Origin of the sequence: Lutibacter maritimus (genome assembly GCF_900116115.1) — a bacterium.
Taxonomy (GTDB): domain Bacteria; phylum Bacteroidota; class Bacteroidia; order Flavobacteriales; family Flavobacteriaceae; genus Lutibacter; species Lutibacter maritimus.
This window is the reverse complement of the sequence record NZ_FOZP01000004.1, coordinates 246675-273014: the sequence shown is the minus strand read 5'-3', so window position 1 is coordinate 273014 and position 26340 is coordinate 246675. Positions and strand designations below refer to the sequence as shown.

24 protein-coding genes are annotated in these 26340 nt (G+C 30.5%); 22 read left to right on the top strand and 2 right to left on the bottom strand.

The genetic code is table 11. The features are described 5' to 3' along the window. Nucleotides 1-12 precede the first annotated feature (12 nt). Complete coding sequence (locus tag BM335_RS08405) at nucleotides 13-942, top strand: EamA family transporter (protein WP_090225386.1); 930 nt, start codon at nucleotides 13-15, stop codon at nucleotides 940-942. Nucleotides 943-1038: 96 nt separating this feature from the next. Here BM335_RS08405 and BM335_RS08400 read toward each other — a convergent pair whose 3' ends face one another. Both BM335_RS08400 and BM335_RS08395 read right to left on the bottom strand, forming a co-directional pair. Then, nucleotides 1039-2052 carry a UDP-glucose--hexose-1-phosphate uridylyltransferase gene (locus BM335_RS08400; protein ID WP_090225383.1) on the bottom strand — a complete coding sequence of 338 codons (1014 nt, stop codon included), beginning with the start codon at nucleotides 2050-2052 and terminating at the stop codon, nucleotides 1039-1041. Nucleotides 2053-2131: 79 nt separating this feature from the next. Further along, the gene (locus BM335_RS08395) at nucleotides 2132-2836 is read right to left on the bottom strand and encodes an NUDIX hydrolase (RefSeq protein WP_090225381.1); all 705 of its coding nucleotides are present in this window, start codon (nucleotides 2834-2836) and stop codon (nucleotides 2132-2134) included. A gap of 208 nt (nucleotides 2837-3044) precedes the next feature. Here BM335_RS08395 and rfbA point away from each other — a divergent pair, with 208 nt between their 5' ends. The 21 genes from rfbA to BM335_RS08295 all read left to right on the top strand — a co-directional run bounded on the left by rfbA (nucleotide 3045) and on the right by BM335_RS08295 (nucleotide 25938). Beyond that, on the top strand, nucleotides 3045-3917 hold the full coding sequence (gene rfbA, locus BM335_RS08390; RefSeq protein ID WP_090225377.1) for a glucose-1-phosphate thymidylyltransferase RfbA: 873 nt from the start codon (nucleotides 3045-3047) through the stop codon (nucleotides 3915-3917). Nucleotides 3918-3919: 2 nt separating this feature from the next. After that, nucleotides 3920-4492 carry a dTDP-4-dehydrorhamnose 3,5-epimerase gene (gene rfbC, locus BM335_RS08385; RefSeq protein ID WP_090225375.1) on the top strand — a complete coding sequence of 191 codons (573 nt, stop codon included), beginning with the start codon at nucleotides 3920-3922 and terminating at the stop codon, nucleotides 4490-4492. Continuing rightward, entirely contained in the window at nucleotides 4485-5375 is an 891-nt protein-coding gene (rfbD, locus tag BM335_RS08380) for a dTDP-4-dehydrorhamnose reductase (protein ID WP_090225373.1), read from the top strand. Before rfbC ends, rfbD begins: the two co-directional genes overlap by 8 nt. A gap of 15 nt (nucleotides 5376-5390) precedes the next feature. Further along, nucleotides 5391-6401: a dTDP-glucose 4,6-dehydratase gene (gene rfbB / locus BM335_RS08375; protein ID WP_090225371.1), complete on the top strand. Its 1011-nt coding sequence runs from the start codon at nucleotides 5391-5393 to the stop codon at nucleotides 6399-6401. 281 nt (nucleotides 6402-6682) lie between these two features. Then, on the top strand, nucleotides 6683-7966 hold the full coding sequence (locus BM335_RS08370; RefSeq protein ID WP_090225367.1) for a nucleotide sugar dehydrogenase: 1284 nt from the start codon (nucleotides 6683-6685) through the stop codon (nucleotides 7964-7966). Between the two features lie 206 nt (nucleotides 7967-8172). Continuing rightward, on the top strand, nucleotides 8173-9498 hold the full coding sequence (locus BM335_RS08365) for a UDP-glucose dehydrogenase family protein (protein ID WP_090225364.1): 1326 nt from the start codon (nucleotides 8173-8175) through the stop codon (nucleotides 9496-9498). Between the two features lie 509 nt (nucleotides 9499-10007). Then, the gene (locus BM335_RS08360; RefSeq protein ID WP_090225361.1) at nucleotides 10008-10976 is read left to right on the top strand and encodes a Gfo/Idh/MocA family protein; all 969 of its coding nucleotides are present in this window, start codon (nucleotides 10008-10010) and stop codon (nucleotides 10974-10976) included. 704 nt (nucleotides 10977-11680) lie between these two features. Continuing rightward, the gene (locus BM335_RS08355) at nucleotides 11681-13123 is read left to right on the top strand and encodes a lipopolysaccharide biosynthesis protein (protein WP_090225359.1); all 1443 of its coding nucleotides are present in this window, start codon (nucleotides 11681-11683) and stop codon (nucleotides 13121-13123) included. Next, nucleotides 13120-14196, top strand: coding sequence for a DegT/DnrJ/EryC1/StrS family aminotransferase (locus BM335_RS08350; protein ID WP_090225356.1), 1077 nt, complete (start codon nucleotides 13120-13122; stop codon nucleotides 14194-14196). The genes BM335_RS08355 and BM335_RS08350 overlap by 4 nt, the downstream gene beginning before the upstream one ends. Continuing rightward, nucleotides 14190-14837 (top strand): acetyltransferase, encoded by a 648-nt coding sequence (locus tag BM335_RS08345; protein WP_090225353.1) that lies wholly within the window; start codon nucleotides 14190-14192, stop codon nucleotides 14835-14837. Before BM335_RS08350 ends, BM335_RS08345 begins: the two co-directional genes overlap by 7 nt. A gap of 4 nt (nucleotides 14838-14841) precedes the next feature. After that, on the top strand, nucleotides 14842-14964 hold the full coding sequence (locus BM335_RS15830; protein ID WP_143102403.1) for a glycosyltransferase family 2 protein: 123 nt from the start codon (nucleotides 14842-14844) through the stop codon (nucleotides 14962-14964). Further along, the gene (locus BM335_RS08340) at nucleotides 14957-16405 is read left to right on the top strand and encodes a lipopolysaccharide biosynthesis protein (RefSeq protein ID WP_177219183.1); all 1449 of its coding nucleotides are present in this window, start codon (nucleotides 14957-14959) and stop codon (nucleotides 16403-16405) included. The genes BM335_RS15830 and BM335_RS08340 overlap by 8 nt, the downstream gene beginning before the upstream one ends. Next, nucleotides 16386-17405, top strand: a complete 1020-nt coding sequence (locus BM335_RS08335) for a glycosyltransferase (protein WP_090225346.1) — start codon at nucleotides 16386-16388, stop codon at nucleotides 17403-17405. The genes BM335_RS08340 and BM335_RS08335 overlap by 20 nt, the downstream gene beginning before the upstream one ends. Next, complete coding sequence (locus BM335_RS08330) at nucleotides 17406-18314, top strand: glycosyltransferase (RefSeq protein ID WP_090225344.1); 909 nt, start codon at nucleotides 17406-17408, stop codon at nucleotides 18312-18314. 7 nt (nucleotides 18315-18321) lie between these two features. Then, on the top strand, nucleotides 18322-19317 hold the full coding sequence (locus tag BM335_RS08325; RefSeq protein ID WP_090225341.1) for a glycosyltransferase family 2 protein: 996 nt from the start codon (nucleotides 18322-18324) through the stop codon (nucleotides 19315-19317). Beyond that, nucleotides 19314-20393 carry an EpsG family protein gene (locus BM335_RS08320; RefSeq protein WP_090225338.1) on the top strand — a complete coding sequence of 360 codons (1080 nt, stop codon included), beginning with the start codon at nucleotides 19314-19316 and terminating at the stop codon, nucleotides 20391-20393. The genes BM335_RS08325 and BM335_RS08320 overlap by 4 nt, the downstream gene beginning before the upstream one ends. Nucleotides 20394-20408: 15 nt before the next feature. Continuing rightward, nucleotides 20409-21278: a glycosyltransferase family 2 protein gene (locus BM335_RS08315; RefSeq protein WP_090225335.1), complete on the top strand. Its 870-nt coding sequence runs from the start codon at nucleotides 20409-20411 to the stop codon at nucleotides 21276-21278. After that, nucleotides 21262-22371, top strand: a complete 1110-nt coding sequence (locus BM335_RS08310) for a glycosyltransferase (protein ID WP_245780643.1) — start codon at nucleotides 21262-21264, stop codon at nucleotides 22369-22371. The genes BM335_RS08315 and BM335_RS08310 overlap by 17 nt, the downstream gene beginning before the upstream one ends. Next, nucleotides 22368-23633 carry an oligosaccharide flippase family protein gene (locus BM335_RS08305; protein WP_177219182.1) on the top strand — a complete coding sequence of 422 codons (1266 nt, stop codon included), beginning with the start codon at nucleotides 22368-22370 and terminating at the stop codon, nucleotides 23631-23633. Before BM335_RS08310 ends, BM335_RS08305 begins: the two co-directional genes overlap by 4 nt. 84 nt (nucleotides 23634-23717) lie before the next feature. Then, nucleotides 23718-24791, top strand: coding sequence for a hypothetical protein (locus BM335_RS08300; protein ID WP_090225329.1), 1074 nt, complete (start codon nucleotides 23718-23720; stop codon nucleotides 24789-24791). After that, entirely contained in the window at nucleotides 24772-25938 is a 1167-nt protein-coding gene (locus BM335_RS08295) for a glycosyltransferase family 4 protein (protein ID WP_090225326.1), read from the top strand. The genes BM335_RS08300 and BM335_RS08295 overlap by 20 nt, the downstream gene beginning before the upstream one ends. Nucleotides 25939-26340: the final 402 nt, after the last annotated feature.

The following is a 26340-nucleotide window of genomic DNA, read 5'->3' as shown; positions in this document are numbered from 1 at the left end:
TATTTTAAACAAATGAAGGATTCTAAAAACCCTATTTTAATTGTAATTGCTTTTTTTTCTATTTATGTTATTTGGGGGTCAACCTATTTGCTAAATAAAATTGCGGTTACAGAATTACCGCCTTTTATGTTAGCCGCTATACGCTTTTTAATTGCGGGATTACTTATTGTTATCATTGCTAAAATTATAGGTATTAAATTAGGTATCACCAGAATTCAATTAGTAAATACAGCCATTACAGGTTTTTTATTTTTAACTTTTGGTAACGGTGTTGTGGTTTGGGCATTAAAATATGTAGATAGTAGTTTTGCTGCTTTACAAATTTCAGCACAACCTTTAATAGTTTTGTTAATGATGCGCTTTTTAGAAGGCAAAAAAATTCTGCCCATGTCAATTGTAGGTGTTATTTTAGGTATAGTAGGTATATTTTTATTAGTAAATCAAAATGGGTTGATAGCCAAAGAAGGTATGACACTTGGAATGATTATGATTTTTGTGTGTATGTTAAGTTGGGGTTATGGTAGTTTATTTGTTACAAAAGCCGATTTGCCTTCCAATTTTTTTGTAAATACAGGATATCAAATGCTTACGGGTGGTAGTATGTTGCTTATAGCAAGTTTAGCTTTTGGGGAATCTTGGTCAAATCCAATTAACTGGAGTACGCATGTGCAATTATCTATGCTTGGTTTAATTATTTTTGGAAGTATTGTTGCTTTTACTTCATTTAATTATTTGCTAAAATCAGTTTCTCCAGAGAAAGTTGCAACATCTACGTATGTAAATCCTGTGATAGCAATGCTACTTGGCTGGTATTTTTTAAATGAAGTAATTACGCCTCAGTCAATTATTGCAGCTATTATTTTATTATCAGGAGTTTACTTTATAAATACTAAAAAGAAAATGGTGATGTTTGCCAGATTTAAGAAACAAAAGACGATATAAAATAGTTGAAAATCATACTATTTACATAATTCAACATTTCAATTAATAATCAGGAATGAGTAACTGAATTTTTACAGCAGTTTAATTAATATTAGTTTAAAGTGCTTTCAAACTTTTAGCGGCAGTTTCTGCTGTAATATCTCTTTGTGGCATACCAAACATTTCATACCCAACCATAAACTTTTTTACAGTTGCAGAACGCAATAAAGGTGGATAAAAACTCATATGAAAGTGCCACTCTGGGTATTCTTTATCAGTAGGTGATTGATGAATTCCTGATGAATACGGAAATGAAGTGTCAAATAATTTATCGTATTTCTGGGTCACTACTTTTATTTGTTCAGCGTAATCTGTTTTTTCTTTTGCTGTTAATAAACCTACATGTTCAATGTGTCTTTTTGGAAGAATCATTACTTCATAAGGCCAAACTGCCCAAAAAGGCACCAAACTTACAAAGGTGTTGTTTTCAAAAATAATGCGTTCTTTTAATTCTAATTCTTGCGTTATGTAATCAACCAATAAACTTTTATTATTTTTAGAAAAATATGCTAATTGCTTTTCGGTTTTTTTAAGAACTTCATTTGGAATAGATTGTTGCGCCCAAATTTGTCCGTGTGGATGTGGATTGCTACACCCCATAATAGCTCCTTTATTTTCAAAAATTTGCACATGATTTATATTAGGCATACTGCCTAATTCTTTATATTGTTTTTGCCAAACTTCAATTACTTTTTCAATGGCTGAAATTTCCATATCAGGTAATGTTTCTGAATGATTTGGTGAAAAGCAAATTACTCGGCATATTCCTGTTTCACTGGCTGCTTTTAATAAACCTTCGTTGTAATTAAATTTTTCATTGTCTGGTAAAATTGCCCCAAAATCATTTGGAAATACAAAAGTGTTCTTATAATCTGGATTTATTTTGCCATTAATTCTTGTATTTGTAGCGCATAAATAGCAATTTGGATCGTGCGCAATTTTTTTCAACGTATGCGTAGTTTCATTTTTGCCTTGCCAAGGACGTTTTGTTCTATGTGGTGAAACTAATATCCATTCACCTGTTAAAATGTTTAAACGTTTGTGCGGCGTATTGTCAAAATGCTGATTCATATAGTTGCTATTTAATAGGTCAAAGATATGAAAATATTTTAAACGTAAAAATTACATTTAACTAAAGTTAGCTTGAATATTAAATTTCAAAATTAAGTCCTTCAGCAATAAGGGCATCAAACTTTTCTTTATTAAAAGTATATAGAAAAGCGCCTTTTTTTGAACCAGATTTATCTTTTTTATTGGTTTTGGTTAATATATCAAGAGATAATATTTTTTTTCTGAAGTTTCTAGCATCTAGTTCTTGTTGGTAAATGCTTTCATATAATATTTGCAATTCAGGAATTGTAAAATACTTTGGTAACAAATTAAAACCAATAGGTTGGTGTTTTGCTTTAGTTTTTAATTGTTTAATCGCATCTGCAACCATTTCACCATGGTCAAAAATTAAATTCGGAAGTTCATCTAAATCAAACCAATGTGCATCATATTTTTCAACACTTTCCAATTCAAATTCACGAACACTAATTAAACTGTAATAGGCAATAGAAATGACTCTTCCTGCAATATCTCTATGTACATTTCCGTAGGTTTTAAGTTGTTCTAAATAAATATCTTTTAAACCTGTTGTTTCAAATAAAATTTGTTTTGCGCCTTCATCAACTGATTGGTCGTCTTTAATAAATGCGCCTATTAACGACCATAAACCTTTTGATGGCGCTACTTTTCTTTTAAAAAGTAATAATTTTAATTTTTTAGAATCAAACCCAAAAATAATACAGTCAACAGCAACTAAAATATTTTGTTGTACGGTATAAATATCGGTGTTGTTTATTAATTTCATGAATTTTTATTTTTGTAAATGTAATAAAATGTAATCAATACGTTTTAAAAAATAGTATAAACTAAGTGTTTTAAAAAAATTTAAAATGCTATTTTGTACACTATAATTAAATTTTAAACGAATAATTGTCAATTTTAAATTGGTGCTTGAATGTAATGATATTCAGTTAGAATTGGTTAATTTCGCACAATACAATATTTAAATAGATATGAAAGGAATTATTTTAGCCGGAGGTTCAGGAACACGACTATACCCAATCACTAAAGGAACATCAAAGCAACTGTTGTCAATTTATGATAAACCAATGGTTTACTATCCGTTATCTATATTAATGTTATCTGGAATTACTGAGGTTTTAATAATTTCTACGCCACAAGATTTGCCAAATTTTAAAAAATTATTTGGTGATGGCTCATCTTTAGGAATGCAATTTTCATACAAAGAACAACCATCGCCAGATGGTTTAGCACAAGCTTTTATTTTAGGCGAAGAATTTATTGGAAATGATGATGTTTGTTTAATATTAGGCGACAATATTTTTTATGGCGCTGGTCTTGAAAATTTATTAGAAGATGCTTTAACAACGGTATCTACAGAACAAAAGGCAACTATTTTTGGATATTATGTGCAAGACCCTGAACGCTACGGAGTTGCAGAATTTGATAAAGAAGGTACAGTAATTTCTATTGAAGAAAAACCAATAGAACCCAAAAGTAATTATGCTGTTGTAGGCTTATATTTTTATCCAAACAGTGTGGTTGAAATTGCAAAAAACATCAAACCAAGTGCGCGTGGTGAATTAGAAATAACCACCGTTAACCAAACCTATTTAAATGCTAAAAATTTAAAATTAAATAAAATGGGAAGAGGTTATGCTTGGTTAGATACCGGCACACAAGACTCTTTACTAGAAGCTTCTAATTTTATTCAAACGATAGAAAAAAGACAAGGTTTAAAAGTTGCTTGTATTGAAGAAATTGCATTTGAAAAAGGCTATATCTCAAAAGCACAACTGCTTACTATTGCTGAAGCATATAAAGGAAATGATTACGGAAAATATTTATTGAAACTAATCAAATAAAAATGAAATTAATTAAAACCGATATTCCACAAGTTTTACTAGTAGAGCCAACAGTATTTGCTGATGAAAGAGGTTATTTTTGCGAAATTTATAAAAAAGAAACGCTTGAAAATGCCTTAGGCTATCAATTAGCGTTTATACAAGATAACGAAGCAAAATCTACCAAAGGTGTTTTAAGAGGTTTACATTATCAATTGCCCCCATTTGCACAAACAAAATTAGTACGTGTTATTCAAGGAAGTGTATTAGATGTGGTTGTTGATATTAGAAAAGGCTCACCAACATTTGGAAAGCACGTGGCTATTGAGTTAAACGATAAAAATAAACAGCAACTTTTAGTTCCTAAAGGATTTGCACATGGCTATGTAGTTTTAAGTGATACTGCCATTTTTAGCTATAAAGTAGATAATTATTACCATAAACAAAGTGAACGTGGAATTATTTTTAATGATCCACAACTAAATATTGATTGGAATTATCCAATTGATAAATTAATTATTTCTGAAAAAGATACCATACAACCAGCTTTTGCAAAAGCAGATTTGTTTGAAAAAGAGCACAATATAAATGAGTAATATTTTAATTACAGGCTCAAAAGGGCAATTAGGAACTGAATTGGCAGCTATAAATGGTCAGTTTCCACATTTTAAACTGTTTTTAACGGATACAGATTCGCTGGATATTACTAATTTTAGTGCAGTAGAAAATTTTATTATAAACAATAAAATTGATATAATTATAAATTGTGCTGCTTATACCAATGTTGATAAAGCTGAAGATGAGGTTGAAATATCCAATAAAATTAATTTTGAAGCCGTTAAAAATATGGCCGAAATCGCCAAAAAACACGCTTTAAAATTAATTCATATTTCAACAGACTATGTTTTTGATGGCACTTCTCAAATCCCTTATAGTGAAACAGTTCTTACAAACCCAAAAAATCAATATGGGAAATCGAAAGATTTAGGAGAAAAAGCATTGCTAAAAATAAATCCTGAAAATTCAATTATTATCAGAACTTCATGGTTGTATGCAGTTTCTGGACATAATTTTGTGAAAACAATATTGAAATTAAGTAAGGAGCGCAATGAAATTAAAGTGGTAAATGACCAAATTGGATCACCAACAAATGCAGCAGATTTGGCTAAAGTAATTTTAACTATTGTACCTAAAATTGACTGTAAAAATGTTGAAATTTTCCATTTCTCAAATCAAGGAAAATGCAGTTGGTTTCAATTTGCACAAGAAATTATAAAAATTTCAAAAAGGAACTGTACAGTGCTGCCAATTACATCAAAAGAATTTAATTCAAAAGCATATCGACCAAATTTTAGTTTATTAAATACTGAAAAAATTAAAAATACGTTTCAAATAAACATACCTACTTGGCAGGATGCACTAATAAATTGTTTAAAAAAAATAAATGAAATTAAAGAAGGTGAACCAAAACATTCTTAACTAAAAATAATAATTATGAAATCAATTTTAATTACAGGAGGCGCAGGTTTTATAGGATCTAATTTAGTAGAACTATTGATAGAAAAACACCCAACATATAAGTTTGTGGTGCTAGATTTATTAACCTATGCTGGAGATATTCATAATTTAAAAAAAGTGCAAAACGCCAAAAATTTCACCTTTGTAAACGGAAATATTTGCGATAGAAGTTTGGTTGAACGTATTTTTCAGCATTATTATATTAACAATGTTATTCATTTAGCGGCAGAATCTCATGTAGATAATTCAATTACAGATCCAGGAGTTTTTATTGAAACCAATGTAAAAGGAACATTTACCTTATTAGATGTAGCTTACAAATATTGGATGGATAAGCCTTTTCAACTAAAAAATGGTTTTGAAGAAAGCCGTTTTTTACACGTATCAACAGATGAAGTGTATGGTACATTAGGAAAAACTGGGTTGTTTACAGAGCAAACTCCGTATGCACCAAATTCACCTTACAGCGCATCCAAAGCAAGTAGCGATTTTATTGTTAGAAGTTACCATCACACCTACGGAATGAATACCATAATAACCAATTGCTCAAATAATTATGGTCCAAAACAACATGATGAAAAACTAATTCCTACAGTCATTAGAAAAGCATTAGCAGGTGAGCAAATTCCTATTTATGGTGATGGAAGTAATGTGCGTGATTGGTTATATGTAAAAGATCATTGCAACGGTATTGATGTTGCTTTTCATAAAGGAGTAAGCGGACAAGTATATAATATTGGTGGAAAAAATGAACAAAATAACAATGATATAGCTGCTAAAATTTGTGAACTATTAGATAAAATACAACCGAAAGAAGGTAGTTATAAAAATCAAATAACCTATGTAACAGATCGTGCAGGTCATGATTTTAGATATGCTATTGACGCTTCAAAAATTGAAAATGAATTAGGCTGGGAAGCCCAAGAAGATTTTGATTCAGGAATTGAGAAAACGGTAAAATGGTATTTGGAAAAGTATAAGGAGTGATGAGTGAAGCGTGGTGAGTGATGAGTGATGAGTGAAGCGTGAAGCGTGATGAACCGTCATCCTCAGCTTGACTGGGGAGCTGTTTCAAAAAGCGTGAAGCGTGATCAACCGTCATCCTCAACTTGATTGGGGAGCTGTTTCAAAAAGAGTGATGAGTGATGAGTGATGAGTGATGAACCGTCATCCTCAGCTTGACTGGGGAGCTGTTTCAAAAGGAGCAAAACCTGTGTTGAGTGCAGTTGATTATAAACGTTAAAGTTTAGACCATAGTAAAATTAAAAATGAAAGAAAACAATAAAATAGCAATTATAGGTTTGGGATACGTTGGGTTACCCTTGGCAAGATTATTTGCAACTAAATTTCCTGTCATAGGGTTTGATATAAATACCAAAAGAATTGAAGCATTAAATCAAGGAATTGATGATACTTTAGAAGTTGAAAAAGAACTGTTACAACAAGTTTTGGTTTCCAGTACAACTACTAAAAAGGGATTGTTTTGTACAGCTAAAATAGCAGAAATAGAAAATTGTCAGTTTTATATAGTTACCGTACCAACGCCTGTTGATAAAAATAACAAACCAGATTTAACTCCGTTGATAAAAGCAAGTGAAACAGTTGGTAAAGTGCTAAAAAAAGGCGCTATTGTTATTTATGAATCTACCGTATATCCTGGTGCAACAGAAGAAGTTTGTGTGCCAATTTTAGAAAAAGTTTCAGGATTACAATTCAATACAGATTTTTTTGTGGGGTATTCACCTGAACGTATTAATCCGGGTGATAAAGAACACACTGTTGAAAAAATATTAAAAGTAACTTCAGGTTCAACACCTGAAATTGGTAAAATGGTGAATGAGTTGTATGCCTCTGTAATTATTGCAGGAACACATTTAGCACCAACTATAAAAGTAGCAGAAGCAGCCAAAGTAATAGAAAATTCGCAACGCGATATTAATATTGCATTTGTAAATGAATTGGCTAAAATATTCAATATTTTAAATATAGATACACAAGCAGTGTTAGAGGCGGCAGGTACCAAATGGAACTTTTTACCTTTTAAGCCAGGCTTGGTTGGCGGACATTGTATTGGTGTAGATCCGTATTATTTGGCACAAAAAGCACAAGAAGTTGGCTATCATCCTGAAATTATATTGGCAGGAAGGAGAGTGAATGACAGTATGGGATTGTTTGTAGCTTCTGAGGTTATTAAACTAATGGTGAAGAATAATATCGAAATAAAAAAATCGAAAGTTTTGGTGTTAGGAATTACTTTTAAAGAAAACTGCCCTGATGTTAGAAATACAAAAGTAATTGACGTAATTAAAAATTTACAAGATTTTGGAAGTGAGGTCGTAATTTTTGATCCTTGGGCAAATCCAGAGGAGGTTCAACAAGAATACAATGTGGCAACCGTTAAAAATATGCCCCAAAATAAGTTTGATGGAATTGTATTAACAGTAGCGCATACACAATTTTTGGAGATAGATTTTGAAAAATATTTAAAGAAAAACGGTATTATTTATGATGTAAAAGGAGTGTTGAAAGGGAAAGTAAATGGAAAGTTGTGATGTTGATAGGACTATGATTAAAACTAAGAACTAAAACTAAGACTAAGGACGATGACTAAGACTAAAACTAAAACTAAGACAAAGAACTAAGACTAAATATAAAGCATTAGAGTAATACAAGCAGTCTTTGTCACAAGTCTTCGTCTTCCCAGAAAAAGTTTTCGTCAAAAGTCTTCGTCATAGTTTAAATAAAAAATAATATAAAAATGAAAATAGTAGTAATAGGTACAGGATATGTAGGGTTAGTTTCTGGAACTTGTTTTTCAGAAATGGGCAACCATGTAACTTGTGTAGATATTGATTCTAAAAAAATTGAAAGTCTAAAAAATGGCATCTTACCAATTTTTGAACCGGGTTTAGAAACAATGGTATTAAAAAATGTAGCAAGTGGTAATTTGCATTTTACAACTAATTTGCATGAAGTATTACCAGATGCTCAAATTGTTTTTATTGCTGTTGGAACGCCTATGGGCGAAGATGGTTCGGCAGATTTACAATATGTATTAGCAGTAGCAAAATCTATCGGACAAGCTATTGAAAAAAGAATTATTGTTGTTGATAAATCTACCGTTCCAGTAGGAACAGCAGACAAGGTAAAAGCAACCATTCAACAAGAATTAAATAACAGAGGTGTAACTACAGAATTTGATGTAGTTTCAAATCCTGAATTTTTAAAAGAAGGAGCAGCAATACAAGATTTTATGAAACCAGATAGAGTTGTGGTGGGTGTAGCATCTGATTATGCCATGGAAAAAATGAGACAATTATATGCGCCTTTCTGCATGTCACACGATCGTTTTATTGCTATGGATATTCGTTCTGCTGAAATGACCAAATACGCAGCAAATGCTATGTTAGCTACCAAAATTTCTTTTATGAATGAAATTGCAAATATCTGCGAAAAAGTAGGAGCTGATGCAAATATGGTACGAATAGGTATTGGATCAGACAACAGAATTGGTTATAGCTTTATTTATCCAGGTTGCGGTTATGGCGGTTCGTGTTTTCCAAAAGATGTAAAAGCATTAAAAAAAATAGCTGAAGAACACAATTACAAAGCCCAATTAATTACTGCAGTTGAAAATGTAAATGATGCTCAAAAATTAGTAATTGCCAATAAAATTGTGGCTAAATTTGGTGAAAACCTTCAAGGGTTTACATTCGGAATTTGGGGATTGGCTTTTAAACCAGGAACTGATGATATGCGTGAAGCACCAGCAATTTATATTATTAAAGAACTGGTAAAACGTGGTGCTAAAATACAAGCATACGATCCAAAAGCTACGGTTGAAGCACAAACGCATTATTTAAAAGGAATTGAAAATATTACCTACGTTGCTTCTAAATATCAAGCCCTAGAAAATGCAGATGCTTTGGTATTATTAACCGAGTGGAAAGAGTTTCGTTCACCAGATTTTGATGAAATAAAAACACAATTAAAAAACCCTATTATTTTTGATGGTCGAAATCAGTACAATATGTTTAATATAGAAGAAAAAGGTTTTGAATATTATCAGATAGGAAAAGCGTGAAGTGTGAAGTGTGAAGTGTGAAGAGATAAGCTATAAATATGCTTCAAACCTTCAAATAAAGAATAAGGCTGGCTAAGTTTAGCATTGCAAAAAATAATAACCGTCATTCCAGACTTGATCTGGAATCTCATGCTAAAAGAAGAAGTAACAGATCCCCGCCTACGCGAGGATGACGAATTAAAAATATAACGTCATTCCGGACTTGATCCGGAATCTCATGTTAAAAGAAGAAGTAACAGATCCCCGCTTACGCGAGGATGACGAATTAAAAATAAAACCGTCATTCCAGACTTGATCTGGAATCTCATGCTAAAAGAAGAAGTAACAGATCCCCGCCTACGCGAGGATGACGAATTAAAAATAAAACCGTCATTCCGGACTTTATCTGGAATCTAAAATAACGTCATTCCGGACTTGATTCGGAATCTCATGATACGAGGATGACGAATTAAAAATAAATCGTTATTCCAGACGTGATCTGGAATCTCATGGTATAAAAGAAGAAATAAATGAAAAACTTTGCATTAATAGGCGCTAGCGGTTATATAGCACCGCGCCACATGAAAGCTATAAAAGAAACCAATAATAATTTGGTAGCAGCACTTGATAAATTTGATAGTGTTGGTATAATAGATAGCTATTTTCCAAATGCTGATTTTTTTACAGAATTTGAACGCTTCGATCGTCACATATCAAAAATAAAATTCGAAAAAAACGCAAAGTTAGACTATGTAAGTATTTGCACACCCAATTATTTGCATGATGCACATATTCGTTTTGCCTTGCGTCAAGGGGCTGATGCTATCTGTGAAAAACCCTTAGTGCTAAATCCTTGGAATATGGATGCGTTAGATGATATTCAAAAGGAAACAGGTAACAAAATATACAATATTTTACAGTTGCGTGTACATCCTGCAATCATTGCATTAAAAGAGAAAATTGCCAACGGGCCAAAAGATAAAATCTATGATATTGATTTAACCTATTTAACATCACGCGGACATTGGTATTATACTTCTTGGAAAGGTGATGAAGCAAAATCTGGTGGAATAGCAACCAATATAGGGGTACACTTTTTTGATATGCTTTCATGGATTTTTGGCGATGTAACTCAAAACAAAGTTCATGTAAATACCCACGATCGTTCAGCAGGATATTTAGAATTTGAAAGAGCACGAGTGCGTTGGTTTTTATCTATAAATTATGATGTTTTACCAGACATTATAAAAGCAAAAGGGCAACGTACTTTCCGATCAATAACCATTGAAGGAACAGAACTAGAGTTTAGTGAAGGTTTTACAGATTTACACACCGTATCGTACCAAGAAATTTTAAAAGGAAACGGCTACGGATTAGAAGCGCCACGCCAAGCTATTGAAATTGTGCACAATGTACGTCACGCTACGCCAATTGGTGCTGTGGGAGATTATCATCCGTTTGTATTAAAACCATTGGCAAAACATCCGTTTAATAAATGATGCGTTGCTAAATGTTACCGTCATTGCGAGGATGACGAATTAAAAATATAACGTCATTCCAGACTTGATCTGGAATCTCATGGTATAAAAAAAGTAACAGATCCCCGCTTACGCGAGGATGACGAATTAAAAATAAACCGTCATTCCAGACTTGATCTGGAATCTCATGCTAAAAGAAAAAGTAACAGATTCCCGTCTACGCGAGGATGACGAATTAAAAATATAACGTCATTCCAGACTTGATCTGGAATCTCATGCTATAAAAAGAAGTAACAGATCCCCGCTTACGCGAGGATGACGAATAAATAAAACGTCATTCCGGGCGTGATCCGGAATCTCATGCTATAAAAAGAAGTAACAGATCCCCGCTTACGCGAGGATGACGAATAAAAAAAACGTCATTCCAGACTAGATCTGGAATCTCATGCTATAAAAAAAAGTAACAGATCCCCGCTTACGCGAGGTTGACGAATTAAAAATATAACGTCATTCCAGACGTGATCTGGAATCTCATGCTATAAAAAGAAGTAACAGATCCCCGCTTACGCGAGGATGACGAATAAATAAACCGTCATTCCAGACTTGATCTGGAATCTCATGCTATAAAAAGAAGTAACAGATCCCCGCCTACGCGAGGATGACGAATTAAAAATAAACCGTCATTCCGGACGTGATCCGGAATCTCATGATAAAAAAATAAAAAATTGAGTCAATTAAAACAAAAAGCACTATCCGGCGTATTATGGACTGGCCTGCAGCAATTTAGCACACAAGGCATCAGCTTTATTGTTTCCATTATTTTAGCACGCTTGCTACTTCCAGAAGAATTTGGACTCATAGCCATGATAGGTGTTTTTATGGGGATAGGCGCAATGTTGATGCAAGCTGGTTTAGGTTCTTCATTAATTAGAACCGACCATCCAACACAAGAAGATTATTCCACCGTATTCTTTTTTAATTTGGCAGGGAGTGTATTCATGTACCTACTTATTTTTTTAGCAGCACCTTATATTGCAGCATTCTATCAACAAGAAATTTTAATTGAAATTATCCGATGGTACGGCAGTATATTTATTATCAATGCCTTTGCTTTGGTGCAAACTACGCGCTTAACAAAACTGCTCGATTTTAAAACCCAGCTACAAGTATCTATTCCAGCAACTATTTTTAGTGGTATTGTTGGTGTAAGTTTAGCCTATTTAGGGTATGGCGTGTGGAGTTTGGTAGTAATGGCAATAGCACAAGCATTTGCAAGCGCCTTGCAATTATGGATAGTTGCCAAATGGCAACCAACGTGGGTATTTAACAAACAAAAATTTCAATACCATTTTAACTACGGATACAAATTAACCTTATCAGGCTTGTTAGATACCTTGTTTAACAATGCCTATGTACTGCTTATTGGTAAGTTTTTTGCTCCTGCGCAAGTTGGTTTCTACAACAGAGCAGATACGTTAAAACAATTACCTGTAGGAAATATTGGTGCAATATTAGGCAAAGTAACTTTTCCATTATTTGCAGCAATTAAAAACGATGATATCCGTTTAAAAAGTGTGTATCAAAAAATTATGCAAGTAGTGGTGTTTTTAGTAGCGCCAACCTTATTGCTAATGGCTGCATTGGCAACGCCTTTATTCCGTTTTTTATTTACTGAAAAATGGTTGCCTGCAGTACCCTACTTTCAAATAATATGTTGGAACGGTATTCTATATCCTATTCATTCCTACAACTTAAATATTTTAAAAGTAAAAGGTAGAAGCGATTTATTTTTAAAATTAGAAATCCTTAAAAAAGTAATGATTGCCATTGTAATTGCTATTTCATTTCAATATGGTATTTATGGCTTGTTGTATGGCAGTGTTGTAACTTCTGTACTTACATTTTTTATCAATACCCATTATACAGGTAAATTTTTAAATTATACCGCTTGGGAACAAGCAAAAGACATTGTGCCAACCATAATACTAGCAACTTTTAGTAGTGCGTTGGTGGTTGTTTTAGATCTATTTTTACAACAGATACGATTGTTAGATGTTTTTCGTTTAATCATTGGGGGTTTGTTTGGCGTATTATTATACGTATTTTTGGCATTCCTATTTAAAATGACTGCTTTTACGGAATTAAAAAACCTCATAAAAAAACCATGATTACTGTAACCAAAGCTTTTTTTCCACCTATAGAAGACTACCAAAAACAACTGCAACGTATTTGGAGCAACCAATGGCTCACCAACCGTGGAGAATTGGTACTTGAATTAGAAGAAAAACTAAAAAATTACCTACAAGTACCGCATGTGTTATGTACCAATAACGGTACAATACCTTTGCAAATAGCCTTGAAATTGTTGGGCAATGGGGGCGAAATTATTACCACACCTTTTAGTTATGTAGCCACCACATCAGCCATTGTATGGGAAAACTGTACCCCTGTGTTTGTTGATATTCATCCAGAGTATTTAACCATTGATGAAACAAAAATTGAAGCAGCCATTACCCCCAAAACCACTGCTATTTTAGCAACCCATGTATTTGGCAATTCGTGCAATGTTGAAGCAATTAAAGCAATAGCACTTAAATACAATTTAAAGGTAATTTACGATGCAGCACATAGTTTTGGAACTACATATAAAGGTACATCTGTTTTTGAATTTGGCGATATAAGTACCTGTAGTTTTCATGCTACCAAATTATTTCATACCGGAGAAGGCGGCGCTTTATTTTGCAATACTAAAGACTTTGAACTGCAAAGCTTTTACAGCCATAATTTTGGGCATAACGGACCTGAAGATTTTTATGGAGTAGGTATTAATGGGAAGCTTTCTGAATTACAAGCCGCTATGGGCTTAACAGTATTGCCTTTTATGGATACCATTTTAAAGGCACGTAAAAAAGTAGTAGCGTATTACAATACGCATCTTAATTTTAATAAGGTAAGTGCCTTAAAAATACGCGCACATACCCAATGGAATTACAGTTATTATCCAGTATTATTTAAAGATGAAGCTACCTTGCTTAACGTACAAGAAGCGTTAAACAATGCTGATATTTTTCCAAGAAGGTACTTTTACCCATCATTAAACACCTTAAATTATATTAAAAGTACTGCAATGCCAGTATCCGAAAATATTGCAGCACGTATTGTATGTTTACCTTTGTACAATGGGTTAAGTGAAAAAGAATTACAACATATTGTAGCTATCATAAATAAAAATATATGTTAATAATAGGCGCAAAAGGATTTGCAAAAGAAGTATTAGAAGTACTACACCAACAAAATAAGTTGCAAAATATTGCTTTTTATGATGATGTGAATAGTGATATTGGAGATACATTATACAATACATTCCCAATTTTAAAGTCAGAAAAAGAAGTGAAGCATTATTTTAAAACAATATCCAATCAATTTACCATAGGTATTGGTAATCCGGTGTTGCGTTATAAAATGAAATTGAAATTTGAAAAGTTACAAGGTGAATTGAAAAGTTGTATTAGCCCTTTTAGTAATATAGGTAATTATGATGTTAATATTGGCATTGGCACTATAGTTATGAATGGTGTAAATATCTCAAATAGTACAAGTATAGGAAGCGGTTGCATTGTATACTATAATTCTAATATTACACATGATTGTATTGTTGGTGATTTTGTTGAAATTTCACCAAGTGTTAATTTATTAGGAAACGTTAAGGTTGGAGAATTTACACAAATAGGATCAAACACCACAATTTTACCCAACATCACCATTGGTAAAAATGTAATTATAGGTGCTGGGTCTGTAGTTACTAAAAACGTACCAGACAATACTATGGTAATTGGTATTCCTGCTAAAATTGTAAAACAATTAGAACCTTTAGATATTTAATTATATGGCAGTAATAACATTAGTTAGTGTAGTAATGATTACATATAATCATGAAAGCTATATAAAACAAGCTATTGAAGGTGTTTTAATGCAGCATTTTAATTTAATAATATATAAATTTGAGTAATTTAAGAAAGGGGGTAATATTTGGATTAATTTGGTCTTTTATAGGTCAGTTTTCAAATCAAATAATTTCATTCATAGTAAGCATTTTTTTAATGCGTATGCTTGACCCTTCTGATTTTGGATTAATGGGAATGATTTATTTTATTTTTACGCTGGGTAATGTTATTATAAATTCAGGTTTTTCATTTTCGTTGATTAGAGCTAAAAATTGTACTGATGTTGATTTTTCAACTATATTTTATGTAAATATTATTTTTAGTATTATTATTTATAGTGTTGTTTTTTTTACAGCGCCCTTTGTTGCTTCTTTTTATAAGCAATTAATTTTAACTGATATTATTAGAGTTTATGCTGTAATTTTTATACTAAGTGCTTTGAAAACTGTACCAGAAAGTATAATGATGAGAGATTTAGCTTTTAAAAATATAACTTTTATAACTATTGCATCTGGGCTTATTGGGGGTATTATTGGTTTAATTCTTGCTTATTTCAGTTTTGGAGTTTGGAGTATTGTTTCAGTTAGTGTTTTTAGTCAATTATTCAGTGTTTTGTTATTGCCTATTTTTTTAAAATGGAAACCTAGGAAATTTTTCTCAATTAAAGTTTTAAAAAAGCATTTTGCATTTGGTTATAAATTAACATTAACTAATTTAAGTGATGGTATTGTTAGAAATTTGTATAATGTTATTTTAGGAAAAGCATATACTCCAGAAATTGTTGGATATTATTCTAAAGCTGATTCATTAAAAAAGCTAGTGGTAACAACTGTAAGTACTGCGACAAATAAAGTTACCTATCCAATTTTGGCAAAAATGCAGAATGATGAAGAAGCTTTTTCTAAAAATAATAAATTGCTAATACAAGTGGTTTGCTTTTTAATTACTCCAATTTTATTTTTTTTATTTACTTATGCAGAGCATATAGTTCTAATACTTTACACAAAAAAATGGATTGAAATTGTTATTTATTTTAAAATATTATGTTTGTCGGGTATTTTATATCCACTAAGTTCATTTAATATTGCTAGCTGCAGCATAAAAGGATATAGCAATTTAGTATTAAAGGCAGAGGTTGTAAATAAAGTAATTTTTTTAATTTTAATACTTTTTTCAATACAGTTTGGTATTTTTGGCTTATTAATTTCTACAGTTATATTTTCAGTTATTGAATATATTATTAGCATATATTACAGTAATAAAGTAATAAAGTATGGAATAAAACAGCAAGTATTACATATTCTTCCAATTATTTTAACATCATTATTATTATCATTAGGTTTGTCTTTTTTAGATAGTATATTAATAAATATAAACCTTTTTTATAGAGTAGTAATTGGCTTTGTAATGTTTAGTTCAATGTATATTTTTACAGCTTATATATTCAAGTTTAAATCATTAATTTTTTTAAAAAGTATTATTATAAATGACTTATTCAGAAAATAATCAAATAACTGATTTAAGTATCATTATTCCTGTTTACAATGTGGAAAAGTACATTGAAAGATGTTTTAATGCTATCTCTAATGTATATAAGTCAAACAATAAAATTAAAATAGAAGTTGTTTTTATTAATGATGGATCTACAGATAATAGTTTACTAAAATTAGTTGAATTTAGGAATAGTTACAATTATGTAAAAATAATTTCACAACCGAACTTAGGTTTGTCAGAAGCTAGAAATACAGGAATTAAAAATGCAAATGGCAGGTATTTACTTTTTTTAGACTCAGACGACTGGATTGATTTAGATGTTATTTTAAAACAACTAACCTTGACATTTGATAATAAATTAGATTTTTTAAGTTTTGGTATGCGTTATTTTTTTGAAAATAATGACGATTCATTTCCAAGACCACTACACCCGATTAATTATAATAAGATACATACAGGAATTGAATTTTTAACACAAGGTTATCAGCCTTCATCTTCATGTTTATTTTTATTAAATCGCAATTTTATAATTGATAATAACTTGCTTTTTACACCTAAAATATCACAACAAGATGTTGAATTTACAGTAAGACTAATGTTGTGTGCCCATCGTGGTTATTTTTCAGAGTTAATTGGATATAATTATTTTAGAAATTTTGGTACGATTTCTTTGCCTCAAAGTCAAGAGAAATTAGAAAAATACCTTTCTGACGCCATTATAGTAGCTGAATTGATTAAAAGTAATATCAAAAATTATGATATAAAAGATAAAGATGTAATTAAAACAATTCAAAAAAATTACAACAGTGTAATTTGGAATTTGCTGTGGCGTTTTATAGTTAAACCTAAAGAAGTTAGTTATCCGTTTAAAGTAAAATGCATACATGAACTTTCAAATAAAAAACTATATCCAATAAAAGGAGCATTAAAAACAAGATTTCAACGAATAACCTGTCTGTTTTTTAATGTAGAAACACTACTGAAACTATTTTACAAGTTTAAAAGCCATTAAATGGATAATGTAACTGAAATATTAGATGGAAATACTCCTTTAGTATCTGTACTAATGATAACTTATGGGCAAGAGAAATATATTGAAGAAGCTATTTTAAGTGTGTTAAAACAAAAAATTAGTTTTAAATGTGAATTGGTGATAGGTAATGATTGCTCACCAGATGGTTCGCATCAAATTATTTTAGGTTTAATTGCCAATAATACTAATTCAAATATAGATATTAAATATATTCATAATGAGCAAAATATAGGAATGATGCCAAATTTTATAAATATTTATAATATGGCTAAAGGAAAATATATAGCTTTTTGTGAAGGAGATGACTATTGGTTGAACTCGTTAAGACTTCAAAAGCAAGTTGATTTTTTAGAAAGTAATTTAGATTTTAACATAACAGTTGGTAGGTACAATTTTTATTATGAAGCAACGAATAAACTAAAGAGGAACAAAGAACTTTTTAATATAAATAAAGAATTAAAATTGAAAGATTACATTGCTTTTAATTTTGCACATACCTCAACATTTTTATTTAGAAACAATTTTAAGTTACCAAATTGGATTGAAAAAGTTCATGCAGGTGATCAATCTGTTTTTGTTTTAGCAGCTGATGATAAAAAAATTAAATATTTTAACGAAGTGTTTTCTGTTTATCGTGTCCATAGAGCAAGTGTTTCCCATGTTGTAAATCCTTTAAAAGCTAAAGAGAATACATTGTTTTTTTTGGATAAAATAAGTGAATATACAAATAGGAGATTTGACTTATTAATTAGACATAGAAAGTTGTTGAATAAGCTATATTATTCTATTTCAATTTCAAAAAACAGCATTCAAAAAAACTTACTTTTAGGTTTTGCTATTGTTCTTAGGTGGTTTGGTATTCATGTATTGGTGAAATTTGTAAAATAGTAAAATAATGACAACGTTATCAATAATAATTCCTGTGTTTAATGGAGAAAAGGTTATAAAAAGATGCTTAGAAAGCATTTTTAGTCAAACTGATTTTTCTTTCATTGTTGATGTAATAGTTGTGAATGACGGTTCTTTAGACAATTCTTGGGCTATTTTAAAGGGTTATGAACTATTACATCCAAACTTATTAATTGTTAATCAAGTGAATTCTGGTACAGGAGCTGCGAGAAACGTTGGTTTAGAAATAGCAAAAGGAGACTTTATTTGGTTTATAGACTCTGATGATTATATTCAGCAAGGGGCATTTAAAGTTATTGAGAAGTATTTTTTTAATAGTGGAGAAAAGAATACATTCGCATTTAATTATTTTAAAAGAAATAATAGGGATGAAATAAACATACCTGATAAACAAATAATTCATAAAGGTTTTGAGGTTTTTAGCGGTGTAAACTTTATAAACCCATCAAGTAATAAGCCTTATTTTTTATGGGTACTATTATTTGATAAAAAAACAATAGATACTTTTAATGTAAGATTTATAAATGGTATAAAAAATTTAGAAGATTTAGAGTTTTCAATCAAATATTTTATACATGCTAATAAGGTAGTATATATAAACCAACGTTTATATAATTATTGCGAGAATGAAACTTCAACATCTAGAAATTTAACTAAAAGTAACTTAGTCAAAATAGCAAAAGATACGTTGATTGTTCATCAAAGCATAAAAAAAACAACTTGCACTATAAGTAACTTAGTCTCTAAGCAAATTGTTACAGATATATTGGATAAAAGTATTATTGGATTTTTTTATAGTTTGTTTAAATTTGATTATTCATTTAGTGAAGTAAAGTACTACTATTCTATTTATTTAAACAATACACTTTTACCAACGAACATAAAGTCGGCTAATTTCAAATTTTTTATCTTTGAAAAGTTTGTAAATAGCAAAATGCTATTTTTAACTGTTTCTTTTTTTAAGAAATTGAAAACAAAATGATCATTTACTTAACCCTTTTTTTAATAGCAACCATACTGTATTTTTCTGCTAACAGAAAAACACCCAGTATAGGGTATTATATATTTATAGGCTTACTAATACTGGTAAGTGGGTTTAGAGATATGATTGGTGGGTATGATGTGTACATTTATGGTGAAGTATATGAATATATTAATAAATATACCTACTTACGTTCTACTTTTGAAAAAGGGTTTATTGCCTACTTTATAGGCTTAAACTATATAAATGGGCAACGTGAGTTTATGTTTTTTATAACCGCACTTATTATGGTATTGTTACATTTTTACACCATAAAAAAATACAGTCCAATCCTCTATATGTCTGCGTTTATTTTTTTTTGTAAATTCTTTTTAATGTCTTTTGTGTATTTACGGCAAGGCTTAGCAATGGGGTTGGTTTGGTTAAGTATTAGGTATGTAATTCAAAAAAGGTATATGCCTTTTGTATGTATAGTACTTTTAGCCTTTTTTATGCACAAAAGTGCCATTTTGTTTTTGCCGTTTATAGTTATTGCGCATAAAAAATTAGGACCTTACCAGTTATTTTTAATTACCACAGCATCTTTTATAATAGCTATAAGTCCGTTAGGGCAGCTAATTTTAAATTATTTTATAGAGGGTATTGATTATGCGAAACTAAATATATATGGCGAAAAATTTACTGCTATTAATGTTTTTTACTTATTAGAGGCGGTTTTATTAGCGTATTTAGCATTAAAATTTAGAAAACATTTTTACCAATCAACCCCTACAATAGTTATTTTTAATGGATTTTTATTATATGTTTTAATTATATTAATAAGTTTAACAAATGCCACTTTTGTGCGCTTGGCTTGGGTGTTTTTTATTTTTGTAGTAGTGGCATTACCTTATATGTATACCTTTATTACCGATTTTAAACTACAACGCACTTTTAAAATCGCCATTTTTGTATATTATACTTTTGTGTTTTTTAGATTATTAACAGTATTTGATGGTGGCGATTTTATGCCATACAAATCTATTTTTCAAGATTTTAATAGAAATGGGCAATGGGAGTTTATGGAATATCGTTAAATTTAATTTTGTAACATGTTAATAACTGTATTTACACCAACCTATAACAGAGCGCACTTGTTAAAAAGAGTGTATAAAAGTTTATTGCAACAACAAATGCCTGATTTTGAATGGTTGTTAATTGATGATGGCAGTACCGATGCTACTGAAAATGTGGTTCGTTCATTTATTGTAGAAGGAAAAATTGCAATTAAATATTTTAAGCAACCAAATTTAGGGAAGCATGTTGCCATTAATAAAGGTGTTTTAGAAGCGCAGGGCACTTACTTTTTAATGTTAGATTCAGACGATTATTTACCTGTAAACGCCCTTTTAATTTTAAAAGAAAAGATTGAGTATGCTAAGCAGTTTATAAATATTGGGGGTGTAGTTGGTCGTAAAACATTTGTTAATAAACAACTTATACTTACAAAATTTAAAGAAAACACAATAAGTAATTCTTTAGATATACGGTTTAAATACAATGTGCAGGGTGATTTAGCAGAGGTTTTTAAAACAGCGGTGTTAAAAGATTTTCCCTTTCCTGAAATTGAAAATGAAAAGTTTTGCCCAGAAGCGTTGGTTTGGAATAGAATTGCACAAAAATACGACCTCTTATTTTTTAATGAAGCTATTTATGTTGCAGAATATTTACCTGATGGTTTAACACATAATATTGTAAAAATTAGAATGCAAGCACCATTTGCCAGTATGCTCCATTATGCTGAGCTGGCAAATTACAATGTTCCCTTGCTAATAAAATTAAAATCAGCTATTAATTTTTGGCGTTTTTCTTACAACTCGTCACTTTCCTTGCTTCAAAAAATGAAATATATTAAGCATTTTTTTTATGTAACTATGCTACCTTTAGGGTTTTTAATGTACTTGAATGATAAAAAAAAATAACATACGTGTATTGCAAGTAATAAATAGCCTACATACAGGGGGGGCTGAAAAATTATTGATAGATACTGTTCCTTTATATGTACAACAAGGGTTAAAAATGGATGTTTTAGTTTTAAACGGAACAAAAACACAATTTTGGGAAGCCTTAGAAAAACATAATTGCTGTAAAATATTTAGTTTAGGTAATGGTACTGTATACAATCCGTTCTTAATTTTTAAATTGGTTTCCTATCTGAAAAAATACAACATTGTACATGTACATTTATTTCCAGCGCAGTATTGGGTTGTACTTGCAAAAGTAATTTCCTTTTCTAAAACGAAATTAATTTTTACGGAGCATAGCACATCTAATAGAAGAATTAGAAATAGTTTTTTTGGCTTTTTAGATACGTTCTTTTATAAAAAGTATTGCAAAATTGTTTGTATTACAAATGATGTTTTTAAAATTATTCTTAACCACTCGAAAGTTGGAAAAAACAAACTTGTTTTAATTGAAAATGGTGTTAATCTAAAAAAAATTCAATTAAACGAGATGTTAAATAAAGAATTAACATTTGGGATAAAAGATAAAAATGCAAAATTACTTATTCAAGTTTCTTCATTTCAAGAACCTAAAGACCAAAAAACATTCATTCATTCATTAGTATACTTGCCTGAAAATGTATACGTAGTATTGGTAGGTGATGGACCATTACGGCAAGAATGTGAGCACTTGGTTAGTAGGCTAGGTTTAAATAAACGCGTATTATTTTTAGGTGTTCGGTTAGATGTACCTCAATTATTAAAAACAGCGGATATTGTGGTATTATCTTCAAAATATGAAGGATTGTCATTAGCAAGTATTGAAGGAATGGCTTCAGGAAAACCATTTGTGGCATCAGATGTTCCAGGTTTAAGGGATATTGTAGGTGGTGCTGGTATTTTATTTCCTTTGGGTGATGCCCAAAAACTAGCGGAAATAATAAATAACTTATTGAATGATATCAACTTATATTCTATTACAGCTAAGGCTTGTATGCAACGTGCACAGCAATATGATATTGATACTATGGTAAACAAGCATATAAATTTATACAAACAAGTAGTATCTTGAATTTATTACGAAAAAAACAAATTTTTCATTTTTTTGAGAATGTAGTTTCTTTATTCTCCTTAAAATCTATTGATTTAGCTTTGGCTATTTTTCTAATCCCTTTTTTAATTTATAAAGTAGGGGTTCAAAATTATGGTTTGTATGCCTTTGCCTTATCTTTAGTGTTGTTTTTTGTAAATATTGCAAATTATGGATTTAATCTAGCAGCTGTTCGTGAACTATCAAAAAAACCTAAAACAACAAAAAATATCAGCAAAGTATTTAATGAGGTGTTTTCAGTAAAAGTATATGTTACGTGTGTGTTATATTTAATTTTAGTTTTTTTAATACTATTAGTGCCTAAATTTCAATCACATAAGTTGTTATTTGGTTTGGCATCATTATTATTAATTAGTGATGTGTTTTCAATCCGATGGTTTTTTTTAGGGATTGAAAAAATGAAATTTTTACCAGTAATAAGTTTAGTTGCTACTTTAATTTATGTGTTATTGGTGGTTATTTTTATCCAACAACCCAAACATTATACCTATATAATTTTATTTGAATTTATTGGATTATTAATAGCCAATGGCATTAGTTTTTTTTATATTGTATTAGAGTATGCTATTGAAATTAAAATTATTTCAGTTAAAAAGGCATATAACTATTTATATGCAAATTTTAGTTCGTTTATAAATTTATTAATACCATCAATTTTATCTAATACAGCTGTGTTTTTAGTAGGTTTATTTAGTATTCCAACCCATGTGAGTATTATGCAGTTAGGGGTAAAAATTTCAAATGCATTTTCAACAGTAAATACTATTTTGTCACAAGTATTTTATGCTATGGTAAATAGACGGATACATAAAATTAAATTATCTTTTGCGGTATTAATGGGTGTAGGATTGGTACTGTCTGTTGTGATGTTTGTAAGTGCAGATTATATTATTAAACATTGGGTAAAAATTGAAGATACTCATATATTAAATGATATTATCTTTATTATAAAAATTTTAAGTCCAACACCTTTATTAATGGCAATTATTTCAGCATTTGGGGTAAATGGGCTGTTGGTTTTTAACAAAGATCAAATTTTAAGTAAAATTACATTAATAGCCACTGGTATTGGTTTAATTATAGGCTTTGTATTGGTGGTACAATATACATTTATTGGAGGTGCTTTATTTTTGTTGATGGTAAGAGGAATTATAGCGCTCTTCTCGTTTGTATTTTTTAATAAAGAGGTCAAGCTAAAGGAGCTAAAACAACTAAATAATTAAATAATAGTGCAAATAGTTATAAATAGTGCGTTTTTAATAGGCGTTATTGGCAGTGTTTTAATTGTATTTTATAAGTACTTTAAAATGCTAAAAATAACACCTAAAAAATTATTTTTTGTAACTGTAACGCTACTGCATTTTGTGGCATCGGTAGTGTTTTTTCTAAGTCTTGATAAACTACCTGAAAATGATGCAACAAACTTTTATGTAAATGCTTTATATGCTAATAGTTGGCTTAGTTTATGTAATTTTGGAAGTTCCTTTATTTCTTTTTTAATATACCCATTTGTAAAACTAGGAATAACATTACCAGTGTTGTTCGCCTTTTTTGCTGCAATAAGTTATACTGCTTTTATACAATATTTTAAGTTATTGAGTTTTCAAAAATCAACAAATAAGATCAATTGGTTTTTGTTATTTTTTATAGTGCCTTCAGTACATTTTTGGACTGGTTTTGTAGGTAAGGAAGCATTGCTTTTGGTTTTTATGGTTAACATACTTAAAAGTATTACTCATAAAAAGTATGATAATTGGTTTTGGTTTCAGTGTATACTAGTCTTTTTAATTAGACCGCACGTGTTTTTTGTATTAGTTGTTTCACTTTTAATTGTTTTAAGTACAGATACCACAATTACAGCTAAGTATAAAAAAAAATTAATGGTGTATGCAATGCTATTTATGTTGATATGTTTACCATTAAGTGCATTGTATTTTTTAAAAATTGATGGTTTGGATTTTACCGCCATAAAAAACTATTATGATAGTTTTTTGAATTATACCATTAACAAAGGGAATACTGCTATAAGCTTAACCAACACAACAATTTTAAGTCGCACATGGTATTTATTATATATGCCATTGCCAGTGTTTTTTGAAATTAAAAATCTGTTTCAAATGGTGGTTTCAGTAGAAGGTGTATATTTTTTAATTTCTTTCATGTATTTTATTTACATTTCCTTTCAAAAACAGATACGTTTTAAAAGATTAGATAACGGTTTAAAATTTGCATTGCTATCAAGTTTACTTTTAATAGTGCTATTTGCATCTTATTTATACAATTTAGGACTTGGAAATAGAATGAGAATGATGTTTTATCCGTATCTCTTTTACTTTTTTATAACCATAGTAAATTTAAAGAATGAAAAAAAAATTAATTAGAACAACAACAGTTTCATTATCGCTTGATGTTTTATTAAAGGGACAACTTCATTTTTTAAATGATTATTACCAAATAATTGCGATTTCTGGAGGAGATGATGCATTGCTAAAAGTGCAAGAGCGCGAACAGGTAGACGTAATTCCTATTGAAATACAACGTGCTATTTCACCTATCAAAGATGTAATATCTTTATGGAAACTGTACCAATGTTTTAAAAAAGAACAACCATATATTGTACATTCTATCACACCAAAAGCTGGGTTATTAAGTATGGTAGCGGCTTATTTTGCAAAAGTTCCTATTCGAATGCATACCTTTACCGGACTTATATTTCCTAATAAAAAAGGGTGGCTACAATTTGTTTTAGTTGCAATGGATAAACTATTATGTAAATGTGCTACCCATATTTATCCAGAAGGACAAGGCGTTAAAAGTGATTTGGAACAATATAAAATTACTCAAAAACCACTAAAAGTGTTGGCCAATGGCAATATTAACGGCATTGACACTTCCTATTTTAATCCTCAACTATGTGCATCCAACCAAAATGAAGATTTAAAAAAGGAATTAGGAATTTTAAAGGAGGATGTTGTGTTTATTTTTGTAGGTAGATTGGTGGGAGATAAAGGCATCAATGAATTAATTGCTGCTTTTAAAACATTACAAAACTCAAACAAAAGTCAACACTCAAAACTTATCCTGGTAGGGCCTTTAGAAACTGAATTAGACCCATTATTACCGGCAACGTTGCAAGAAATTAAAACCAATAGCGCCATTATTTCGGTAGGCTATCAAGATGATGTGCGACCTTATTTTGCCATTGCAGATGTATTAGTTTTTCCTAGTTATAGAGAAGGTTTTCCAAATGTAGTATTACAAGCAGGCGCTATGCAATTACCAAGTATTGTAACCAATATTAATGGTTGCAATGAAATTATTGAAGCTGGTAAAAATGGGTGGATTATTCCTGTAAAAGATGCAGCGGCAGTGTATAAAGCGATGCTTTATTGTTTAGAAAACCCTGAAGTATTAAAGGAAATGAGGAACAATACTCGTAAAATAATCACGACTAAATTTGAACAAAAAATGGTGTGGAACGCTTTGTTACATGAATATCAAAAGCTGGAATTTGAGTTAGAAACATAGCTATAATTACATAGTTTTTACGCTAACTGATTGCATCAATCCTTTACATCGTCATTCCCTTGCATTCGTCATTCTCGCGTAAGCGGGAATCTTTCACTCTGTAGTTGAGACCCCCAGTCAAGCTGAGGGTGACGTTCTTTTTGCTGAGGGTGACGAACACAAAACGTCATTCCCTTGCATCCGTCATTCTCGCGCAAGCGGGAATCTGTTGCTTTTGAAACCAACAGCCCCCCAGTCAAGCTGAGGGTGACGCACCGTCATTCCCTTGCAAAAGGGAATCTGTTACTAAAAAAACAAAAAATTAAGTAGCATAGCGAACTAAAATTATATTGAGAAGCTTTCCGTACAGGTTCTCGATACATTTCAATTCCGCTGAGCTACATTGAAACACTCGAACTGACG